This is a genomic window from Pseudoalteromonas sp. G4 (assembly GCF_028875915.1).
GTDB lineage: Bacteria > Pseudomonadota > Gammaproteobacteria > Enterobacterales > Alteromonadaceae > Pseudoalteromonas.
Map to the genome: position 1 here is coordinate 15,173 of NZ_JAPEHW010000044.1, position 18,736 is coordinate 33,908.

The 18,736-nt window shown below is 40.0% G+C and carries 18 protein-coding genes; 6 read left to right on the top strand and 12 right to left on the bottom strand.

Annotated features, from left to right (window positions below; genetic code table 11):
• Nucleotides 1-13 precede the first annotated feature (13 nt).
• Nucleotides 14-1,459 (bottom strand): bifunctional D-glycero-beta-D-manno-heptose-7-phosphate kinase/D-glycero-beta-D-manno-heptose 1-phosphate adenylyltransferase HldE, encoded by a 1,446-nt coding sequence (hldE, locus tag ON073_RS13100; protein WP_274762328.1) that lies wholly within the window; start codon nt 1,457-1,459, stop codon nt 14-16.
• Between the two features lie 9 nt (nt 1,460-1,468).
• Complete coding sequence (locus tag ON073_RS13105; RefSeq protein WP_274762329.1) at nt 1,469-2,050, bottom strand: SIS domain-containing protein; 582 nt, start codon at nt 2,048-2,050, stop codon at nt 1,469-1,471.
• 174 nt (nt 2,051-2,224) lie between these two features.
• On the opposite strand from ON073_RS13105, the gene ON073_RS13110 reads away from it, so the two are divergent.
• The gene (locus ON073_RS13110) at nt 2,225-3,334 is read left to right on the top strand and encodes a glycosyltransferase family 9 protein (protein ID WP_274762330.1); all 1,110 of its coding nucleotides are present in this window, start codon (nt 2,225-2,227) and stop codon (nt 3,332-3,334) included.
• Between the two features lie 34 nt (nt 3,335-3,368).
• Here the strand turns inward: ON073_RS13110 and ON073_RS13115 are convergent, their stop codons facing one another.
• Nucleotides 3,369-4,781 (bottom strand): capsule assembly Wzi family protein, encoded by a 1,413-nt coding sequence (locus tag ON073_RS13115; protein ID WP_274762331.1) that lies wholly within the window; start codon nt 4,779-4,781, stop codon nt 3,369-3,371.
• Between the two features lie 111 nt (nt 4,782-4,892).
• Here ON073_RS13115 and waaA point away from each other — a divergent pair, with 111 nt between their 5' ends.
• Nucleotides 4,893-6,161 carry a lipid IV(A) 3-deoxy-D-manno-octulosonic acid transferase gene (gene waaA / locus ON073_RS13120; RefSeq protein WP_274762332.1) on the top strand — a complete coding sequence of 423 codons (1,269 nt, stop codon included), beginning with the start codon at nt 4,893-4,895 and terminating at the stop codon, nt 6,159-6,161.
• Nucleotides 6,142-6,693 (top strand): DUF1415 domain-containing protein, encoded by a 552-nt coding sequence (locus tag ON073_RS13125; protein WP_274762333.1) that lies wholly within the window; start codon nt 6,142-6,144, stop codon nt 6,691-6,693. The genes waaA and ON073_RS13125 overlap by 20 nt, the downstream gene beginning before the upstream one ends.
• Here ON073_RS13125 and ON073_RS13130 read toward each other — a convergent pair.
• Entirely contained in the window at nt 6,690-7,346 is a 657-nt protein-coding gene (locus ON073_RS13130) for a TetR/AcrR family transcriptional regulator (RefSeq protein WP_274762334.1), read from the bottom strand. The two genes, ON073_RS13125 and ON073_RS13130, sit on opposite strands and share 4 nt — an antisense overlap.
• Nucleotides 7,347-7,492: 146 nt before the next feature.
• On the opposite strand from ON073_RS13130, the gene coaD reads away from it, so the two are divergent.
• Together coaD and ON073_RS13140 are read left to right on the top strand one after the other, a co-directional pair.
• Entirely contained in the window at nt 7,493-7,975 is a 483-nt protein-coding gene (gene coaD / locus ON073_RS13135) for a pantetheine-phosphate adenylyltransferase (RefSeq protein ID WP_274762335.1), read from the top strand.
• Complete coding sequence (locus ON073_RS13140; protein WP_274762336.1) at nt 7,972-9,408, top strand: capsule assembly Wzi family protein; 1,437 nt, start codon at nt 7,972-7,974, stop codon at nt 9,406-9,408. The genes coaD and ON073_RS13140 overlap by 4 nt, the downstream gene beginning before the upstream one ends.
• A 43-nt stretch (nt 9,409-9,451) precedes the next feature.
• On the opposite strand, the gene ON073_RS13145 is transcribed toward ON073_RS13140, so the two are convergent.
• The 7 genes from ON073_RS13145 to argC all read right to left on the bottom strand — a co-directional run bounded on the left by ON073_RS13145 (nt 9,452) and on the right by argC (nt 16,483).
• Nucleotides 9,452-10,033, bottom strand: coding sequence for a hypothetical protein (locus ON073_RS13145; protein WP_274762337.1), 582 nt, complete (start codon nt 10,031-10,033; stop codon nt 9,452-9,454).
• Between the two features lie 41 nt (nt 10,034-10,074).
• Nucleotides 10,075-10,281, bottom strand: coding sequence for a hypothetical protein (locus ON073_RS13150; RefSeq protein ID WP_274762339.1), 207 nt, complete (start codon nt 10,279-10,281; stop codon nt 10,075-10,077).
• Between the two features lie 390 nt (nt 10,282-10,671).
• Complete coding sequence (gene argH / locus ON073_RS13155) at nt 10,672-12,537, bottom strand: argininosuccinate lyase (RefSeq protein WP_274762340.1); 1,866 nt, start codon at nt 12,535-12,537, stop codon at nt 10,672-10,674.
• 31 nt (nt 12,538-12,568) lie between these two features.
• On the bottom strand, nt 12,569-13,771 hold the full coding sequence (locus ON073_RS13160; protein WP_274762341.1) for an argininosuccinate synthase: 1,203 nt from the start codon (nt 13,769-13,771) through the stop codon (nt 12,569-12,571).
• A gap of 12 nt (nt 13,772-13,783) precedes the next feature.
• Complete coding sequence (locus ON073_RS13165) at nt 13,784-14,704, bottom strand: ornithine carbamoyltransferase (protein WP_274762342.1); 921 nt, start codon at nt 14,702-14,704, stop codon at nt 13,784-13,786.
• 8 nt (nt 14,705-14,712) lie between these two features.
• Complete coding sequence (gene argB, locus ON073_RS13170) at nt 14,713-15,474, bottom strand: acetylglutamate kinase (RefSeq protein ID WP_274762343.1); 762 nt, start codon at nt 15,472-15,474, stop codon at nt 14,713-14,715.
• Complete coding sequence (argC, locus tag ON073_RS13175) at nt 15,467-16,483, bottom strand: N-acetyl-gamma-glutamyl-phosphate reductase (protein ID WP_274762344.1); 1,017 nt, start codon at nt 16,481-16,483, stop codon at nt 15,467-15,469. Before argC ends, argB begins: the two co-directional genes overlap by 8 nt.
• A gap of 194 nt (nt 16,484-16,677) precedes the next feature.
• Here argC and argE point away from each other — a divergent pair, with 194 nt between their 5' ends.
• Complete coding sequence (argE, locus tag ON073_RS13180; protein WP_274762345.1) at nt 16,678-17,838, top strand: acetylornithine deacetylase; 1,161 nt, start codon at nt 16,678-16,680, stop codon at nt 17,836-17,838.
• 4 nt (nt 17,839-17,842) lie between these two features.
• On the opposite strand, the gene ON073_RS13185 is transcribed toward argE, so the two are convergent.
• On the bottom strand, nt 17,843-18,736 hold an 894-nt coding region (locus tag ON073_RS13185; RefSeq protein ID WP_274762346.1), incomplete at its 5' end, for a GAF domain-containing protein.

Sequence of the window (18,736 nt, forward strand, 5' to 3'; positions counted from 1 at the left end):
CGATTTGTAGTTATTAGCTGTCGCTTTGGATTTTTTTAATCACGTTTGAAGTAGAGCAACCATTAACAAATTCGAGTACTTCTACTTTGCCACCATTTGCTAGAACAAAATCTGCACCAGCAATTTCAGACACTTTATAATCTCCGCCTTTTACTAATACATCGGGTTTTACACGCTCAATTAGTTTTGCTGGCGTATCATTTTCAGCTTCTGAACCAAATGGGATTACCCAGTCTACAGATGCCAAGGCACTGATAACGGTAGCACGCTCATCCAAAGGGTTTACTGGTCGCGTAGCACCTTTCAAGCGAGTTATTGACTCATCATTATTTAGACCAACCACCAGCTTATCACCGCGGGCTTTAGCTTGTGCTAAATAACGAACATGACCCGCATGTAAAATATCAAAACAACCATTAGTAAATACGATTTTTTCACCGCGCTGGCGCGCTAACTCAATATGGTGCAGCACTTCTTCTGCTGGCGCTTGATATTGCTCGCCGGTATCACGTAGATACTGAGTTAATTTAGCACTTAACTCTTCTGGCGACACGGTAGCAGCGCCTAGTTTCGCAACCACAAGACCCGCGGCAATATTTGCTATTTCAACCGCTTGAGCAGCTGGCATGCCTGTACTTAACATTACCGCTAGTGTCGCAATAACGGTGTCGCCTGCACCCGTTACATCAGACACTTCATGGACTTGTGCGGCAAAATCATGTTTTTCGCTAGGCGTAATAAGTGACATGCCCTGCTCAGAGCGAGTCAGCAACATCGCGCCTAAACCACATTCAGCCACAATGGTGCGGGCACTTTGTGTAATGATTTCTTCATCACCAACCACGCCCCCAGCCGCTTTAAACTCGGTAAGATTTGGTGTGATAAAATCAGCACCACGATAATCCGCCAGTTGCTTTGATTTTGGATCCACTAATACCGTTTTACCAGCAGCTTTAGCTACAGCGATCATTTCTGAAATTAAGTGCAGTGAACCTTTGTTGTAATCAGAGAAAACAACAAGGTCAAAATCACTAACTATCGCTTTCAACTGTTCAAGTAATAAATGAGAATGTGCTTCGCTAAAGCGTTCTTCTAGATCTAACCTGACGACTTGTTGATGGCGACTAATTACACGCATTTTTGCGATTGTTGGCGCTTCTGATTGGCGGATCAACTGCGAGTCAATACTTTCAGATTTAAGCAGAGCTTCTAGGCTCTGTCCATTATCATCCTCACCAATAATACCGAGTAAGCTTACTTTACCGTCAAGATGCGCAATGTTTTTCGCAACGTTTGCTGCGCCACCAGCTTTATCTTCAAGGCCACTCACCTTTACAACAGGTACTGGTGCTTCTGGTGAAATACGCCCTGTATCGCCATGCCAATATCGGTCAAGCATGACATCGCCAACAACTAAAATTTTGCTGCTAGATAATCGATTAAAATATGACAAATCCATAATCAGTACTTAACTCTTTTGTGCAACTAACATATCGATGGCTTCACATAACCAATGGCCTATAAACATATGCGCTTCTTGAATACGTGCCGTTTCATCGTTAGCAATGATAATCGGCAGCGTTGCAATGTCTTTTACCTTACCACCGTCACGACCAGTTAATGCCACGGTATAAGCGCCAATTTTGTTAGCGGCTGCTAAGGCAAGGTTTATATTCGCACTGGTACCTGATGTTGTTAAACCGATTACTAAATCTTCTGGTTTACATAAAGCTAAAATTTGACGCTCAAACACGGTATCAAAATGATAGTCGTTTGAGTGCGCTGTAAGAATTGAGGTATCAGTTGTTAGCGCAATTGATGCAAGAGGACCACGCTCATTTTTATAACGAACTACAAATTCAGCGGCTAAATGTTGTGAGTCAGCTGCACTGCCACCATTCCCAAACCAAATAACTTTACCACCCTTTTCCAGTGTCTCTTGGCAAGCTTGTAAAAGAGAAAGTGATTGCTGTTGATATTGCTCCATAATGGCGAACACATTACGGTGACGTTCTAGGCTGGCTAAATATGAGTTTGTTATCGCTTCCATAGGCCTTTCGATAATTGCTTTTTTTGAATAATTGGCATCATTTTATACCTAATCCACTCAAAATGGCGAGGTTTGTTACCTTTTCTTACTCTTCAGTTTGTTAAATTTTTAAGAACACTACACTTGCCCTTAGGTTGTTTGGTACAATTTAGGCTCATGCGCAGGGAGAAATAAGTGCATTACACAAAGCAATTAGCCAATTTAAATACCCACATACCAGAAATAACGCTGACAAAAGAAAGTAAGGTCTTGTATATGACTCACCTAGCATTAGGTGATTATGTCTATCAAGGCGCTTTTTTAAAAGCACTAGCTGATGCCTATCCGGGTGTGCAAATTGACGTTTGGATGGATGATTGCCGAAGTCAGCAAAAATCATGGCATACTGGCAGAAATGCCACTCTGCAGCAGTGGCTTAGCAAAGAAGGCCACCTCAATACAATTTATCCAATTGCGCATTCTGAGCAACATCGTAATGAACTAATTTTAAAAGCTTCAAAAGAGCAATACGATGCCATCGTATTTGTTGCCACAACCCGTGCACCTGCTTACTTAAAAGTAGCAAAAGCAATTAATCCTAATGCGCAAATCGCAGGTACAACTCCAAAAGATACGCTGTCACGCTTACTTTATCGCAGCCAGTTTAAGGCACTAAATGTTGCTATTGATTCTAACGTTCTTACAAAATGTCAGCATATTAGTGATTTTTATAATCATGTATTTTCGCGGTTATTTGCTGTTTCTTTGGATGATCAACTGCGTTCACGGGAAATAACACCAAACGATACACTCAATGAAAAAAGCAAACAGCAAATTGCGCTGTGGCGAAATCAACTAGGTTTAAGCCAAGGCAATACACTTTTTATTAATCACATTTCAACAAATGAAAAGCGCGATTGGCAAAATACACAACTTGCCGAATTTGCCCACCAGCTTACAAAGCAAGCACCCAACACGCTGTTCGTTTTAAATACACCGCCGCATAAATTAGATGAAGTAACAGCTTGGTGTGCAGAGCAAAAAGGCATCGCTGTAATTGCCTTTTCTGCAACTGACGATTTTTTTGAACTACCCAGTATGATGTTAGCGTGTGATTTAGTAGTTTCCGTCGAAACTGCCATTATGCACTTAGCAAGCAGCCTTTCATTACCGCAAGTAGCGCTTATCAGAAAATCGGCATCAAACTGGCGCCCTCTGCAGGCAAGTAAAGTATTAACAGGGAAGAAACGAGTGGATAATATTGCTGTGTCAGAAGTTGTTAAAGCAGCAAGTCAATTATTGTAGCTAGGCCCAGTAAGCACTGAGCCTAACCCATTTTTTACCAGAACATAGTTACAGATAAATAACCATAATCCTCGTCATACACATTTTTACCACCTGCTAAGCTGGTTTCAACACGATACTCACCGACTTTACGGCTGTTAGTTAACGATAGAGAATAAGCTCGCTGATATACTTCGCCATCATTATTTTGTGTACTTGCTTTAAACTGCCAAGAGCTCAGTACTGATTCAAAATAATCGTAATTAAGTGTGTGTACATCTGCAGGCACGCCATCGCCAAAGTTACGATTATCCGCGCCAAAATGGCCAAATGCGAATCCTTGGTTGGTATTACCATTTTTATACAAATGGTGCACATACCAAAGAGTATTCCATTTATTGTATTCGTATCTTAAAGATGAGTTATGCGTAAGCTTTGGTAAATATGTACCAAACGAAATTGTTTGATTGCCAAATTTAAAGTTACTGTTATGTAGTGTATCTTCCGCACCGTATTCAGCGTAAATTTCAACTGGCACCCCCCAGTCAAAATACACGCTTGAAGTGAATGAGATCATTTGATCGCCAAACTCATCATCAGTGCTTAAATCGCCATCCGCATTATCGTTACCTGATGGGTCAAAAAACGCTTTAAAAATATCACTAATATCTGTTTTGCGTGGGCCACCACCAAATTGCATAACGCGGTTAAAGCCAATTTTCCAGCCTTGTAATGGCTCAATAGAACCATGCATACCTACTAGCTCTGGACTACCATCATGCCACTCGCCTTGATATTGAATACCATCTTTCACTTCATCTAATTCGGTATAAAACAAATCAAAATCTAGATTCCACCAGTTATTAAGTGGCACAACTGTGCTGAGTGAAATACTCATAGGCATTTGTGCATTGTTCGACATAATTTGCGCCGAATTTTTAAAAGGTGAATACCAATGATCTTTGTAGCCAATATCTAGCTGAAGATTAGCCGCAGCCATACTCAACGTTGAGTTATACGCTACTAAGTCTTGTTCTTTAACACGATAATCAACACCCACTTGCGCTAACATAAAATCATTAGGTCGCCAAACACCCTCAAAAAAGCCCTGAGCATACTCATCGCTTGTTAAACCACGCTGATTGGCAATTGGCATTTCATCGCCCGTATTTACGGTTGTACGAAGGCCATAACGACTGATTTTATCATTACCGCGATAACGCTTTAGTTCTGCAACTAAATAACGGTAGAGCTGACTATCTTTGTTTTTAACTTGCTTAAGTGCAATATCCACTTCGCTTAATGCATAAGGTTTATGCATTGGCGTACCACGAGTTAATACAAACATGCGGTCGAGTTGACTTTCGAGGTGGGCATCAATGCCTAAAGGTAAATAAACAGTAGGTTTTGCCATGCTTTCAGTAGCAACAAAGGCACTGGCAACTAACAATAAATTACGGAGTTTCATAAGCGCAATAGTTATAAAATTATGCAACCATGATAACAAAAGGCGATCACTAATCGCAGCAAAAATTGTATAAATATGTTATAACTCGCGGCGATACTGGTTGAGGTAACTATGGCGCGTTTAATTTACAGCTTTGTTTTATATATTCTTTCACCCTTAGTGTTTTTACACCTTTGGTTACGAGGAAAAAAAGCGCCTGAATATCGCAAACGTTGGGCAGAAAGGCTGGCTTTTTATAACGCACATTTAAAACCAGACAGCCTTATTATTCACTGTGCCTCTGTAGGTGAATTGATGGCTGCAAGTAAGCTTATCCATCAGCTTAAAGACAACTATTCAATTACACTCACCTGTAATACCCCCACTGGCTCAGCTGAAATTCAAAAGCAATTTGGTAATACTGTGCAGCACGTTTACCTACCGCTCGACTTTCCCTGCGCTATTGGCCGATTTTTTAAAGCTTTAAAGCCCAAAGCCATTATTATTTTAGAAACAGAGCTATGGCCAAATTTAATTATTAAAGCGCAGCTACAACATATACCTGTATGTGTTATTAATGCCCGTTTATCTGAAAAGTCACTTAAAGGCTATCAACGTATTTTGCCACTAAGCAAACAAATTATGCGCAGTATTAACCTACTTGCAGCTCACAATAAAGAAGATAGCGAACGTTTTTTACAATTAGGATTACCGTCAAAAAATAGTAAAATTACTGGCTCAATCAAATTTGATATTGAACTCAACAATGAGATTGAAGAAAAAATTAACGCTTTCAAACCACAACTTTCATCTCACGATTTTACTTGGGTTGCAGGCTCTACTCACCCAGGTGAGTATGAACAAGTAATTAGCGCGCACTTATTACTACTAGAGAAAAAACCAAATGCACTGTTAATAATTGCACCGCGACACCCTGAACAATTTAATAAAGTTGCTGATTACCTTAAGCAAAATAACATTTCATTTAGTCAGCGCTCTAAAGAAGAGCATACAGGGCAAAGCGTATTACTTGCAGATACCATGGGTGAAATGTTGGTGTTGTTTGGTGCTGCCGATTGCGCCTTTATTGGCGGCAGTTTAATTGAGCGTGGAGGTCATAACCCATTAGAGGCTGCCGCGTTTAATATACCCATTTTAACAGGCCCTAGTTACACTAATTTTTTACATGTATACCCACAATTAATTACTAACAATGCCTGTATTTGTGTTGATTCATCAAAAGCTCTTTTTGACAATTTATTGTCACTAGCCAACGATGCTGAAAAAAGACAAACACTTGGTAACAACGCATATCAAATTTTAGAAACCAATCGCGGCGCACTTAAACACACCATAGCGCTTATTGAAAACGAGATTTCACATGACACACTCCCCCATTGAGCAAACAAAAAACTGGGTTAGCCAAGTTATTGTTGGCTACAACTTTTGCCCATTTGCAAAAAAAGAAGTGGTAAATAACACCATTAAATATGTCGATAGCCAAACTGAATCGCATGAAGATGCGGTGATTGAAATGCTGTCACTGATACAGCAAATGCGTGAAAACGACGAGATAGAAACCTGTTTACATATTTTTAGTAAAGGCTTTCAAAACTTTGACGATTTTTTAGATTTAGTGGATTTAGCCAATGCCATGTTAGTTTCAAGTGGCTATGAAGGGTTTATTCAAATTGCCAACTTTCACCCAGACTATGTATTTGCTGATAGCGATGAAAGTGATGCAGCTAACTATACAAATCGCGCCCCCTACCCAACGCTGCATTTAATCAGAGAAGCATCAATGGCGCGTGTACTTGATATTCACCCTGATCCTGAAGGCATACCAGAAACGAATATCAAACTTGCGAGAGAAAAAGGCATTTCATTTTGGCAGCAATTACTTAATCACTGCCAAACTGGAAAGAAAGATTAAGCGACGGCTTGCTCAACTTCGAGTTGTTTATTCAAACATTCTTGTTGTAGCTTTTTCAACTGTTCAAGCCCTTCGCCGCGGGCATAAGGTTTGAACAGTAAGATAACTTTCACAATACCACCAAAAATATCTTGTTTAGTTAGCGAACTATCTTTGCTGTGTGCTTTCACATAAGGAGTCCAAAAACTTACCGTCAGCTTTACCATATGAGCAAGCTCTTCAATATCGCAATCATCAATGGCAATTACTTCGGCATATTTTAAGCCATTTATTACCGCTACAACTTGCTCAACTAGTTGCGCTTGGTGCACAAGGTATTGCGCTTTCAACTCTTTATCGCGACCTAAAATATCCGTTAAGTTGTTATAGAAGAAATTAAATCGCCACATTAACTCAACTAAAGAATCAAGGTAGCCAGCCAGTTGCGCCATCACATCCAAATTTTTATCCATTGGTGTAAAGTTTTCTTTTAAATGACTTTGGTACAGACCAAAGATATGACGCAAAATATCTTCTTTATTCTTAAAGTGATAATACAAGTTACCTGGGCTTATACCCATTTCTGATGCTATGTGGTTTGTTGTAATTGCGCGCTCACCATGCTGGTTAAACAACGCAATGCTGGTTTGAATGATCTTATCCTTGGTACTCATAACTATCCTAATTACGCCTGTATTTATACGCCGCAGTATAAACAATCTCACTATGAATACCAATTGGCAAAATAGTCCATCCAGTTAATTGGTATTCCATTTAAAGCTTGATAAAATGCCTGCATCATCACTTAGTTACAAATAACATGAAAGTAAAAGCAATTTATCCAGGCACTTTTGATCCAATCACCAATGGCCATACAGACTTAGTTGAACGCGCAGCAAAAATGTTCGATGAAGTTATTTTAGCGGTTGCTCACAACCCAAATAAAAAGCCATTTTTCGAATTAGAACAACGTGTTGAAATTGCAAAATCTATTTTATCGCATCTTGAAAATGTAACTGTGATTGGCTTTTCTGGTTTGCTTGCCGATTTAGCAAAAGAACAAAACGCACCGGTTTTAGTGCGTGGCTTACGCGCTGTTTCAGACTTCGAATTTGAATTTCAACTGGCTAATATGAACCGCCGTTTAAATAAAGAACTTGAAACCGTGTTTTTAACGCCAGCTGAGAAAAACTCGTTTATTTCATCAAGCTTAGTTAAAGAAGTGGCTATTCATGGTGGTGATGTAAGCGAATTTGTAGACCCTATCGTTGTAAACGCCCTTAAGGAAAAGTTGGCAAAATGAAGTTAACCCATATTGCTGCCTCATGTAGTTTAGTATTTGCAGCAAACGTATTTGCCGAGCCTTGGATTGGCACTGACGACCCTTTTTTACGCGCTGCAATCGAACAACTTGTAAGTGAAGGTGCTATTAATCGCCCGGTAAATAGTTACCCACTGATGTGGCAAGGCATCGCACAAGACCTATCTCAGATTAATCGTCAAACCCTATCTGAAGATGGGCTTTTTGCGCTTCGAAAAGTACAACATGCCCTAAATGTAGCCAAATCTGGTAGTTATTCATCAGTCAGAGTGAGCGGTAATAGCGAGCCAAGCAACTTACAAAGTTTTGGCCAACGCAATAAACACAAAGGCAATATTCAAGGTACTTCGGTGCTAATGGGCGACCGCGTAACTGCAAAAGTGTCTATTGGCTATAACAAAGATGCCACCAGCCAAAAAGAACTAAACTATGATGGCTCTTATTTGGCGGTTCTCTATGGCAATTGGAGCGTAAGTGTTGAGCAGGTCAATAAGTGGTTTGGCCCAAGCAACGACAATACACTTTTACTTTCTAACAATGCCGACCCTATTCCGGGGTTGCGCCTTAGCCGTTTAAATACCGACTATTACGGCCCCAAGTTTCTATCCTTTATTGGTGCTTGGAATTTCTCTGCTTTTGTAGGGCAAGATAAATACCCAAAAAACGATGATAAAGACAATTTATTTTGGGCGATGCGTTTTTCATCAATGCCTATTAATGGCTTAGAGATTGGTATTAACCAAACAGCACAGTTTGACAGCCCAAATGCCGACCATGGTTTTGGCGCACTAAGTGACGTAATACTAACTAAAAATAAGCTTGATGATGCTGGCGTTAATGAATACAACCAATTAACAAGCATTGATGCTAAATACAGTACACGCTTATTTAATCAGTCTGTTGCATTATATGGTGAATATGCTGGCACTAATGAGCTTAGTTTTTTACCTGAAGATGCCATGTTTAGTATTGGTGCAGAACATTTCTTTGGCACTCAAGATTACTTAGTGAAAAGTTACATTGAATATTCCGACACCGAATCAAACTGCACTTTTATTAACGATGTAAGTCACTGTCAGTATCAACACCAATACTACGAGCAAGGTTATGCTCATTTAGGTGAGAATATTGCAGCCAGTATCGGTGGTAATGTAAAGAGTTTATCTCTCTCTACAAGCTACCAAACTACAAACGGTTATGCGGGTTTTGTTAAATTACGCACGTTAGACTTTGTTAATAAAGGTGAAGCTAATCTAGATACCAATGTATCAGAGCGATTGCAACTTGAAGTTGGTTACCAACAAGGGTTATTTGATGGTTTACTAAAACTGAAAGCAACCACATGGCGCGATAAGTTTGAAAGTAATTCAGAGACAGAATTTGCTATGAGTGGCAGTTGGGAATATCGATTCTAATCGCTGCATTTAAATCAAGTACTACTGGAGTAACGAAAAGCATTTAAGCTTGTAGCATAGCTTGTGAAAGGCGCTTTTCAGTTTTTTTCAAACTAGTTTTCGATTTTTTCTTTAATACAATGTCCAAATGAAATTTATCAAAAATTTTACTAATGCCAGTAAAATCCCTAAAAATAACTAAAGACGCTGCCATTGAAAAATCTATTAATATCATTCCATATGAGTATAAATTCCAATACCACCAAGGCTCAGTATTTTCGTTCACGATAACATCTACATGCATTCCTAAAAACAACATAGAGTTTATGAATAAACAAAAATAAATATATTTAACCGCAGAATTAGATTTTAATTTAGCTAGTTTATGGGAAAGACTAATAAATAGAATGGTAATGTAGTCAAAAGCAATCCAAAGCAGGTAAACATCTGATTTATCATCTATTAACCAATGCCATTCACCACTTATATAATAAGAAATAAACATTATTAACGATGTAAGAATAATTGATTTATCTTTTTGACCTAAGAAAAACATAAGGACACTAAAGAAAAGAGCCATTAAAAAAGACCAAACAATTATTCCATTAAAGAAGATACCTAAATATTCACTTAAGATTGGAAGCACTAGCCGCCCCATCTGGTGAGATGGCAAAATAAAAAAAAGTTTTACTGTTCTTTCTTTTTGTCTGGAAGGATAACACCAGAGCCACCACGATTTAATTCAGGAGTCATACCAAGTGCCTCCGCCGATAAAGTTACCTTATCACTTTGTAGGGTATTTTGTGAAGACTCTGATTTAACTGTATTTGTTTGAGTGTTCTGCATTTGCGCATATTGCATAGCATTTAAGCTGTTTGTACCGTTAATTTGCATTTTTAAATTCCTTATTAAACTAAATTTTAAAGATGACCCTAAGCGTCCTTATTATTTCTTGTTTGTACTCCTAACAAGCCTAGGGGCCTTTAGCTGTCATTTTTCTGACAACTAAACATCAGGTGCACAGTAGTAGCAATTAACGATCCAGAAATGCGAATGAAACTCAATATACGAACAAAGGATTAATTTTAATTAACTGATTTATATGACCATTTAACAAAATGGCATATAACTCTCAGTGATAAAACTTAGCTTTCTCACACTCGCCACACGTCCCTAATTATAGTACAAACAAACTAATCACCTTAGATAAAGCGCAATAAAAAAGCACAACAGGTAATCTGTTGTGCTTTTAATGGCGTTAAATAGTAAAGTTTGAAAAATTAATTAGGCAACATTACGGCATTCAATACGTAACTCATTTGGCCTTGCAATACGGTAATCCATTGCCACCTCATCGCAGTTGTCTTTTCTAAGGCACAACTCGCAATCTTTCATTACCTTTTCAGGTAACTGGGATTTATGACTATCGGCAAAGCCTAACTTAGTAAAGAAACCTGGTACACGTGTTAATACAATAATCCGCCCTAATGCGAGCTTAGCGCCTTTTTCAATTAAGTGATTTACCAGTGCTCGTCCCTGCCCTTTCACATTGGATTCAGGGTTAACACCTAGCGAGCGAATTTCAGCAAGGCCTGTATCGTAAATATATAGTGATGCACAGCCTGTCACCTTTCCGTTGACTTCCGTTACTGCAAATTCATTGATGCTGTGGATCATATCGCTTTTTGCGCGCGGTAGGTTTTCACCCTCGCGCGCCCAATACTGAATTAACTCAGCGATTGCTTCCACATCATTCAGCGTGGCATCTCTTACCGTAAATTCAGCGTTTTTTTTTGCGTTGCTAATAGCATATTGAACTTGCGTAGGTGATGTACCACCAAGCGCTAAACGCGCATCTAAACATGCTTGCAATTCAAGTACAGGATACACATCGTCATCAATCACATCACACACGGCTTTAAATTGCGATAGTGATAAATCTTCAAGGTTTTTACCTTCCGAAATAGCCACTTGTACCAATTCGCCTACAATGTGATGCCCTTCACGGAACGGAATACCTTTGGCAACTAAGTAATCAGCAAGCTCTGTGGCATTAGCATGGCCACCTTGCGCTGCTGCTTTAGTCTTCTCAGCATTAACCTTAACACCTTTAATGCAGGCCTCAGCCATATGAATACATGCAAGCCAGGTTGGCATTGCATCAAAAAGCCCTTCTTTGTCTTCTTGCATATCTTTGTTATAGGCAAGCGGCAGCGCTTTTAATGTCATCATCATCGCACTGAATGCGCCAAAAACACGGCCGGTTTTACCGCGAATAAGCTCTAATGCATCAGGGTTTTTCTTTTGTGGCATCAAGCTTGAACCTGATGTCACGCTGTCAGCAAGTTCAATAAAACCCGCTTCACCCGAATTGTAGAAAATCATATCTTCCGCAAGACGCGATAAATGCATCATTGAAATGGATGCGCAGCTTAATAGCTCCACAACAAAATCACGATCAGATACAGCATCAAGGCTATTGCGGCTTGCTCTATCAAAGCCTAAATTAGCTGCCAGTTGTTCACGGTCGATAGCATAGGCAGTACCTGCCAGCGCGCCTGATCCTAGCGGACATACATTAATGCGGCTAAGCGCACTTTCTAATCGCGCTTCATCACGTTCAAGCATTTCAAAGTACGCCATGCACCAATGGCTGAACAGTACAGGTTGTGCACGTTGCAAATGTGTATAACCAGGTAACACAGTACCAAACTCTTTTTCCGCAAGGGTAACTAAGGCATCTTTTAATGATGCTATGGCCGCAAGTAATTGCTTCGCAGTTTTTCGACTCCACAAACGAAAATCAGTGGCTACTTGGTCATTTCGGCTACGACCTGTGTGCAGCTTTTTACCAAGATCGCCCACTTTTTCAATCAGCTTTGCTTCCACGTACGAGTGGATATCCTCATCCCCAGCCGTCGCAATTGCATTTGGATTTTGCTGAACTTCAAGTAATAGTTCATTCAATCCTGCCACTAACTTTTGATGTTCTTGCGTTGTAAGTACATCAACCTGCTGTAACGCGCCAGCCCACGCAATTGAACCAATAATATCCTCTTCTGCCATTTGGTAATCAAATGGTAACGAGTCATTAAATTGCTTAAATGCGTGATCTGGTCCCGAAGAAAAACGTCCGCCCCACAGTGCCATAGCTCAATCCTCTAAAAAATACTCGGCAAGATTACTTGTTATTCATTGCAGAAATTCTACTGCTTAATGAAAATAGACGAATAAACCCTTCGGCATGTGATTGATCGTAAACATCATCTTCACCGAAAGTCGCAAAGTCTTCGCTGTACAACGAGTTTTCAGACTGCTTTTGTACTGCAGTCACTTGACCTTTATAGAGCTTCAATACCACTTCACCACTTGCAAGTGTAGAGAAGGCTTCTGCTGCCGCTAAAATTGAATCTTTTAGTGGCGTAAACCAACGACCGTCATAAACAAGGTGCGAGAACTCATTGGCTAGGGTGTCTTTCCATTTGCGACTGGTTTTATCAAGTACGAGCTCATCAATTGCCTGAAGTGCCGCCATAATTACTGTACCCCCTGGGGTTTCGTAACAACCGCGTGACTTCATACCAACTAGGCGGTTTTCAACAATATCAACACGACCAATACCATGGGGTGCTGCAATTTCGTTTAGCGTAGTAAGCACTTGAAACGGCGACATTTTCTCGCCATTGACCGCTATCACTTCACCATTTTTAATGCTCAATTGAACAAGCAGAGACTCATTTGGCGCTTGTTCAGGAGAGTTTGTCCATGTCCACACTTGGTCGCTCGGTTGACACCATGGATCTTCAAGCTCGCCACCTTCGTGTGAAATATGCCATGCGTTTGCATCGCGGCTATAAATTTTAGTAGCCGATGCCGAGCACGGAATATTTCGCTCAGCAAGGTAATCAAGCAGTGATTCACGACTTGATAAATCCCACTCACGCCAAGGTGCAATTACTTTTAAATCTGGAGCAAGAGCTGCGAAACAACTTTCAAAACGCACTTGGTCATTGCCTTTACCGGTACAACCGTGAGAAAGCGCATCAGCACCTACTTTACGTGCCACTTCAACTTGTGCTTTAGCAATAATAGGACGTGCCATTGACGTACCGAGTAGATAAGTCCCCTCATAGATTGCACCCGTTTTAAGCGTTGGGTAAATATAATCGGCAACTAGCTCGTCTTTTAAATCAACGATATGGCATTCAGATGCACCTGATGCTATCGCTTTTGCTTCTACGCCTTCTAACTCTTCAGCGCCTTGGCCTACATCGGCAACAAATGCCACTACTTCACAGTTATAATTTTCTTTTAACCATGGCACGATAGCCGAGGTATCAAGACCACCTGAGTATGCTAGTACAACTTTTTTAATAGAACTCATGTTACCGATTCCTTACACAAAATTTGGATTTAATAAACTTACAAGCAATGCATTTTGCGCATGCATACGGTTTTCAGCTTGTTGTATTATGAATGATTTTTCACCGTCCATTACCTCTGAGGTAATTTCAAATTCACGGTGTGCAGGCTGACAATGCAGTACGCTTGACGCACCTGTCATATCAACCAGTTTTTGATTAATTTGGTACGGCATGTACTTTTCTTTTACCAATTCTAATGGTGTGTTATCACCCATTGACACCCAAGTATCTGCGTAGAGTGCGTTTGAGCCAACGGCCGCTTCAATGCGGTCACTCACCAATACTGACGCACCATTTTGTGCTGCGATTGCTTCAGCCTGCTTTAAAATTTGCGCATCAGGAGAGGCGCCTTTAGGGCACACAGCCACAAAGTCGGTACCGAGACTTGCAGCTAATAACATTAGAGAATGCGTAACATTGTTACCTTCACCTAAATAAGCCAGTTTTAATTGGCTTACATCGCCGTAGATTTCTGTTAGTGTCAGAAAATCGGCAAGTGCTTGGCATGGGTGATATAAGTCACACAAGCTATTCACTACAGGCACAGATGAAAACTCACCGAGAGTTTCCAGCGTACTGTGCGACATAACCCGTGCAACAATGCCATCCGCCCAAGTAGAAATATTCAGGGCAAAATCCTTTACTGATTCACGCTGCCCCATGGCACCATTTTGTTGATCAAGATATACCGCATGACCACCGAGTTTGTTAATACCGATATCGAATGACAAACGCGTGCGTAAACTTGGTTTTTCAAACAAGGTTACTACAGATTTACCTTTTAGCGATTCGGCGAAATCCGTTGGGTTGTTTTTAATTTGTAATGCTAAATTAAGTAATTTTAAGTTGGCTTCTTTGTTTAGTTCTAAGCCTGTTATAAATTGTTGAGTCATTATTTTTCCTATGGCGTAATCTTGGTTCCAACATGCTCACCATTGAGCAATGCGATTAAGTTTTCTGGCTTTTGCCAGCTCGAGATATAAACGCCACGTCGTAAATGTTGAGCAGCTTGCAAGCTGGTATTTACTTTTACCTGCATGCCACCTTTAATGACTCCTTCTTCAATCAGTTTAGAAATTTCATCACTTGATAACTGATGTAATGGATTGAGCTTGTTATCTAATACCGCTTCCACATCGGTCATAAAAATAAGTTCTGCGTCGAGTAACTGCGCGATACTTGCCGCCGCTTCATCGGCATTCACGTTGTACCAATTGCCTTCTAAGTCAAAACCAATCGAGCTCACAATTGGAAAACAGCCCGCATCAAGTAACGACTTAATCACGCTGGCATCGTTTTCAATGCAAGTACCCACTTGGCCAAGGGCTTTAAGTTTTTGTTCGCTGATAAGCCCTGCTTCAAAAAGACTTAAGCCAACAGGTTTAAAGCCATTGCTAATTGCAGCACCCATAAGTTGTTTATTTGCACACCCAGCTAACGCACCCACAATATAGGGCATTTGTTCACGCGGACTAATACGCAGGCCAAGGTGTTTTGAGGTTACAAACCCGGCATCGCTTAACCAGCTATCAACAAGCGACCCACCGCCATGCACTAAAATAAATTTGTCTTCAGGTTTTTGATGTAATACATCAATAAGTGCTTTTGCTGCATCAATGTTATTTAATACGGCACCGCCTAGCTTAATTACCCAATTAGCCATGTTTCACTCCTTGAAAACCAGTATGAGCTGGCAAACCTAAAGTTAAATTAATACATTGCAGCGCTTGGCCAGAGGCGCCTTTAAGTAAGTTATCTATCGCAGAAATAACAATGAGTTGGTCGCCCTGTAACTGCCAACCAATATCAACAAATGGAGTGTTCTCAACACCTTTAATTGATGGAATTGCATCGTCAAGTAAACGAATTAAAGGTTCATCAGCTAGCACTTGATATGACTCTGCAATTTGTTTTGCAGTAGTACCATGCTTTACTTTGACATAGATGGTTTCAAGAATGCCGCGTTTAAAATTGCCTAAATGCGGTGTAAACAGCACCTTGTGATCAAGGTATTTTTCAATTTCTGGGCCGTGTCTGTGATTAAATAAACCGTAAGGCTTTAGGCTCACTTCGCAAAAGTGGGTTGCCACATTGGCTTTACGACCAGCACCCGTCACCCCAGAAACCGCATTGATAATCACAGTATCATCAGAAAGTAAGCTAGCCTGCTTTAATGGTTTAAGGGCATTGAGTGCAGCTGTAGGATAACAACCAGGTACCGCAACCAACTGCGCATCTTTAATTTTGTCCTTTTGCCATTCAACTAGGCCATAAACGGCTTGTTCTAATAACTCAGGGCTGGTGTGCTTAAAGCCATAATAGGTTTCATAATCATCATTTGATGACAAACGAAAACCACCCGATAAATCGAATACTTTCTTGCCCATCGCTACAAACTTAGGCGCAAGCTCCACACTCACTGAGTGCTCAGTGCATAGGCAAATGGCATCAGCATTTTGTTCGATTACTGAAAATGCCTCACTATTTAACGGCGCTAATTCACCTGCAACAATGCCATTTAGTTCGGGGTAAAGACTAGCAAGCGATTTACCTTTATCTAGGCTATTTTCTGACACATACATACCCACTAACTTTAGCGAGTTATGTAGAGAGATTAATTTGGCAAGTTCAGCACCTGAGTAACCGCTTGCACCAACGATAACGATATTCATATTTTTTCCAAAAAACTAAAAAAGGGTTATTAAGACAAGTTTTAATAAAGTGTTATCGTCGTAAAGTTGATTTATGCATGCTGTTAGTCTCGGTACTAATTATTTCAAAAAAATGAATTGAATCGCAGAATAAACCAATGTAAATTTATATTCAACTTTTTTGCATAATTATTTATAACTTTTTTGAGTAGATAATGTCACATATGAATTTTATGGAAATGTATCGCGCGTTAATTGCTGCACCTTCGATTAGTGCAACAGTGCCATCATTAGATATGAGCAACCGCGAAGTTATTAATTTGTTAGCCAGCTGGTGCGAATCTCTTGGCTTCACAATTGAAATAACCGAACTTGAAGCAAGCCCAGGAAAATACAATTTAGCGGCAAAATTAGGTAGTGGTGATGGCGGCTTAATGCTGGCAGGTCATACCGATACAGTACCATTTGATGATAGCCGGTGGCAGTTTGATCCGTTTAAGCTCAGCGAACAAGACAATAAACTTTTCGGTTTAGGTAGTATTGATATGAAAGGTTTTTTTGCATTTGTAATTAATGCATTGCAAGAAATTGAGGCTGAGGTAGGGCTCACAAACATTAAACAACCTATCACCATTTTAGCGACCGCAGATGAAGAAACCACAATGGCTGGCGCAATTGAAATTGCCAAGCAGAAAAAATTAAGACCTAGCCGCTGCATTATTGGTGAGCCAACTGATATGGTACCTGTGTATACACACAAAGGGCATATGTCGACGGCCATTCGCATTACAGGCAAGGCAGGTCACAGCTCAGATCCTGATGCAGGTCTAAATGCGATTGAAGTTATGCATTTAGTAATAGCACAGCTATTAAAATTAAAAGAAGATATAAAGAATAAATATTCATTTTCAGACTTTAAGATTCCTTACCCAACATTAAACCTTGGACATATTCATGGTGGTGACAATGCCAACCGCATCTGCGGCTGTTGTGAACTGCACATTGATATGCGGCCGATACCAGGAATTAGTATTGCTGAACTTCAAGCCATGTTGTTGCAGGCGGTTGCACCTATCAATGAAAAATACCCTAATGCCGTTGCGGTTATTGATTTACATGACCCTATTCCGGCGTTTTCTGGCTCTACCGATAGCAGTTTAGTAAAACTTGCTGAGAAGCTTTCAGGTGAAAAAGCACAAGCGGTGAATTACTGCACCGAAGCACCTTTTTTACAACAATTAGGCTGTGAGACTATTGTTATGGGGCCTGGGTCAATCCAGCAAGCGCATCAGCCTGATGAGTTTTTAGCAATGGAAAAAATCAAACCCAGCCAAGAAATAATTAAGCAATTGATTTTTCAGTCTTGCTTTGAATAACTCATCAAATAGCCTGATCATGCAGTTTTAAAAACGCATTAAAAATTAGCTCATCAATATCACAAAATGGTGAGCTATCTATTACGCCTGTAATGAACTCAATTTTATTATCGTAGTTTTTTGCATGACTTAATTGATTTAGCTGCTTTACTAAATCATTAACTTTACTTTGCGTATTAATTTTATTTGCATTACTAACCAATGCCACAAAACTATTCTCATCATAATGTGCGATTAGATCAGTCGCACGTAAATTAGCTTTAAATACATCCGCAGTGGTGCGTAAAAACGTATTATACTTTTCGACATCTTGCTTGTAGCTTAATAACCCCTTCATAAAGAGATACACCACTGACACTTTGAGGTTTAATTTCTGACAAACCTTCAAACTAACAGGTGCTAGCAATTTAAAACCAGCCTTATTTGAAAGACCAGATACTTCATCCATAGTATTTGCAATCTTATGAACAAGCTCTAACTCAACTAATACAGCCAGCTCACGTAATAACGAAATATCATCCGTGCTGAAATCGCGAGGTTTTGTATCAATAATGCATAAGGTTCCCAAACGCTCACCATTATCATGAGCAAGTGGTATGCCAGCATAAAAACGAATAAATGGCGCACCTGTTACTAACGGATTATCCGCAAAACGAATGTCATTAAGCGTGTCATTCACCACAAACGCTTGATCACTCAAGATTGCATGGCCGCAAAATGAAATATCACGCGGAGTTTCATTGACTTCGAGCCCAATACACGACTTAAACCACTGTCGTTCATTATCAACTAAGGATACTAACGCGATGGGTACATTAAACATATTGGCAGCTATTTGGGTAATTCTATCCAAACGTTCTTCAGCAGGGGTGTCGAGCACATTCAAACTTTGCAGCGT

Excerpts from the sequence above, each read along its gene's own strand:
- argH (WP_274762340.1), bottom strand. The coding sequence starts at position 12,537 with ATGGCACTGTGGGGCGGACGTTTTTCTTCGGGACCAGATCACGCATTT.
- ON073_RS13150 (WP_274762339.1), bottom strand. The coding sequence starts at position 10,281 with ATGCAAATTAACGGTACAAACAGCTTAAATGCTATGCAATATGCGCAA.
- argE (WP_274762345.1), top strand. The coding sequence starts at position 16,678 with ATGTCACATATGAATTTTATGGAAATGTATCGCGCGTTAATTGCTGCA.
- ON073_RS13115 (WP_274762331.1), bottom strand. The coding sequence starts at position 4,781 with ATGAAACTCCGTAATTTATTGTTAGTTGCCAGTGCCTTTGTTGCTACT.
- ON073_RS13105 (WP_274762329.1), bottom strand. The coding sequence starts at position 2,050 with ATGGAAGCGATAACAAACTCATATTTAGCCAGCCTAGAACGTCACCGT.
- ON073_RS13125 (WP_274762333.1), top strand. The coding sequence starts at position 6,142 with ATGACACACTCCCCCATTGAGCAAACAAAAAACTGGGTTAGCCAAGTT.
- argC (WP_274762344.1), bottom strand. The coding sequence starts at position 16,483 with ATGAATATCGTTATCGTTGGTGCAAGCGGTTACTCAGGTGCTGAACTT.
- ON073_RS13140 (WP_274762336.1), top strand. The coding sequence starts at position 7,972 with ATGAAGTTAACCCATATTGCTGCCTCATGTAGTTTAGTATTTGCAGCA.
- coaD (WP_274762335.1), top strand. The coding sequence starts at position 7,493 with ATGAAAGTAAAAGCAATTTATCCAGGCACTTTTGATCCAATCACCAAT.
- ON073_RS13160 (WP_274762341.1), bottom strand. The coding sequence starts at position 13,771 with ATGAGTTCTATTAAAAAAGTTGTACTAGCATACTCAGGTGGTCTTGAT.
- hldE (WP_274762328.1), bottom strand. The coding sequence starts at position 1,459 with ATGGATTTGTCATATTTTAATCGATTATCTAGCAGCAAAATTTTAGTT.
- waaA (WP_274762332.1), top strand. The coding sequence starts at position 4,893 with ATGGCGCGTTTAATTTACAGCTTTGTTTTATATATTCTTTCACCCTTA.
- argB (WP_274762343.1), bottom strand. The coding sequence starts at position 15,474 with ATGGCTAATTGGGTAATTAAGCTAGGCGGTGCCGTATTAAATAACATT.
- ON073_RS13165 (WP_274762342.1), bottom strand. The coding sequence starts at position 14,704 with ATGACTCAACAATTTATAACAGGCTTAGAACTAAACAAAGAAGCCAAC.
- ON073_RS13130 (WP_274762334.1), bottom strand. The coding sequence starts at position 7,346 with ATGAGTACCAAGGATAAGATCATTCAAACCAGCATTGCGTTGTTTAAC.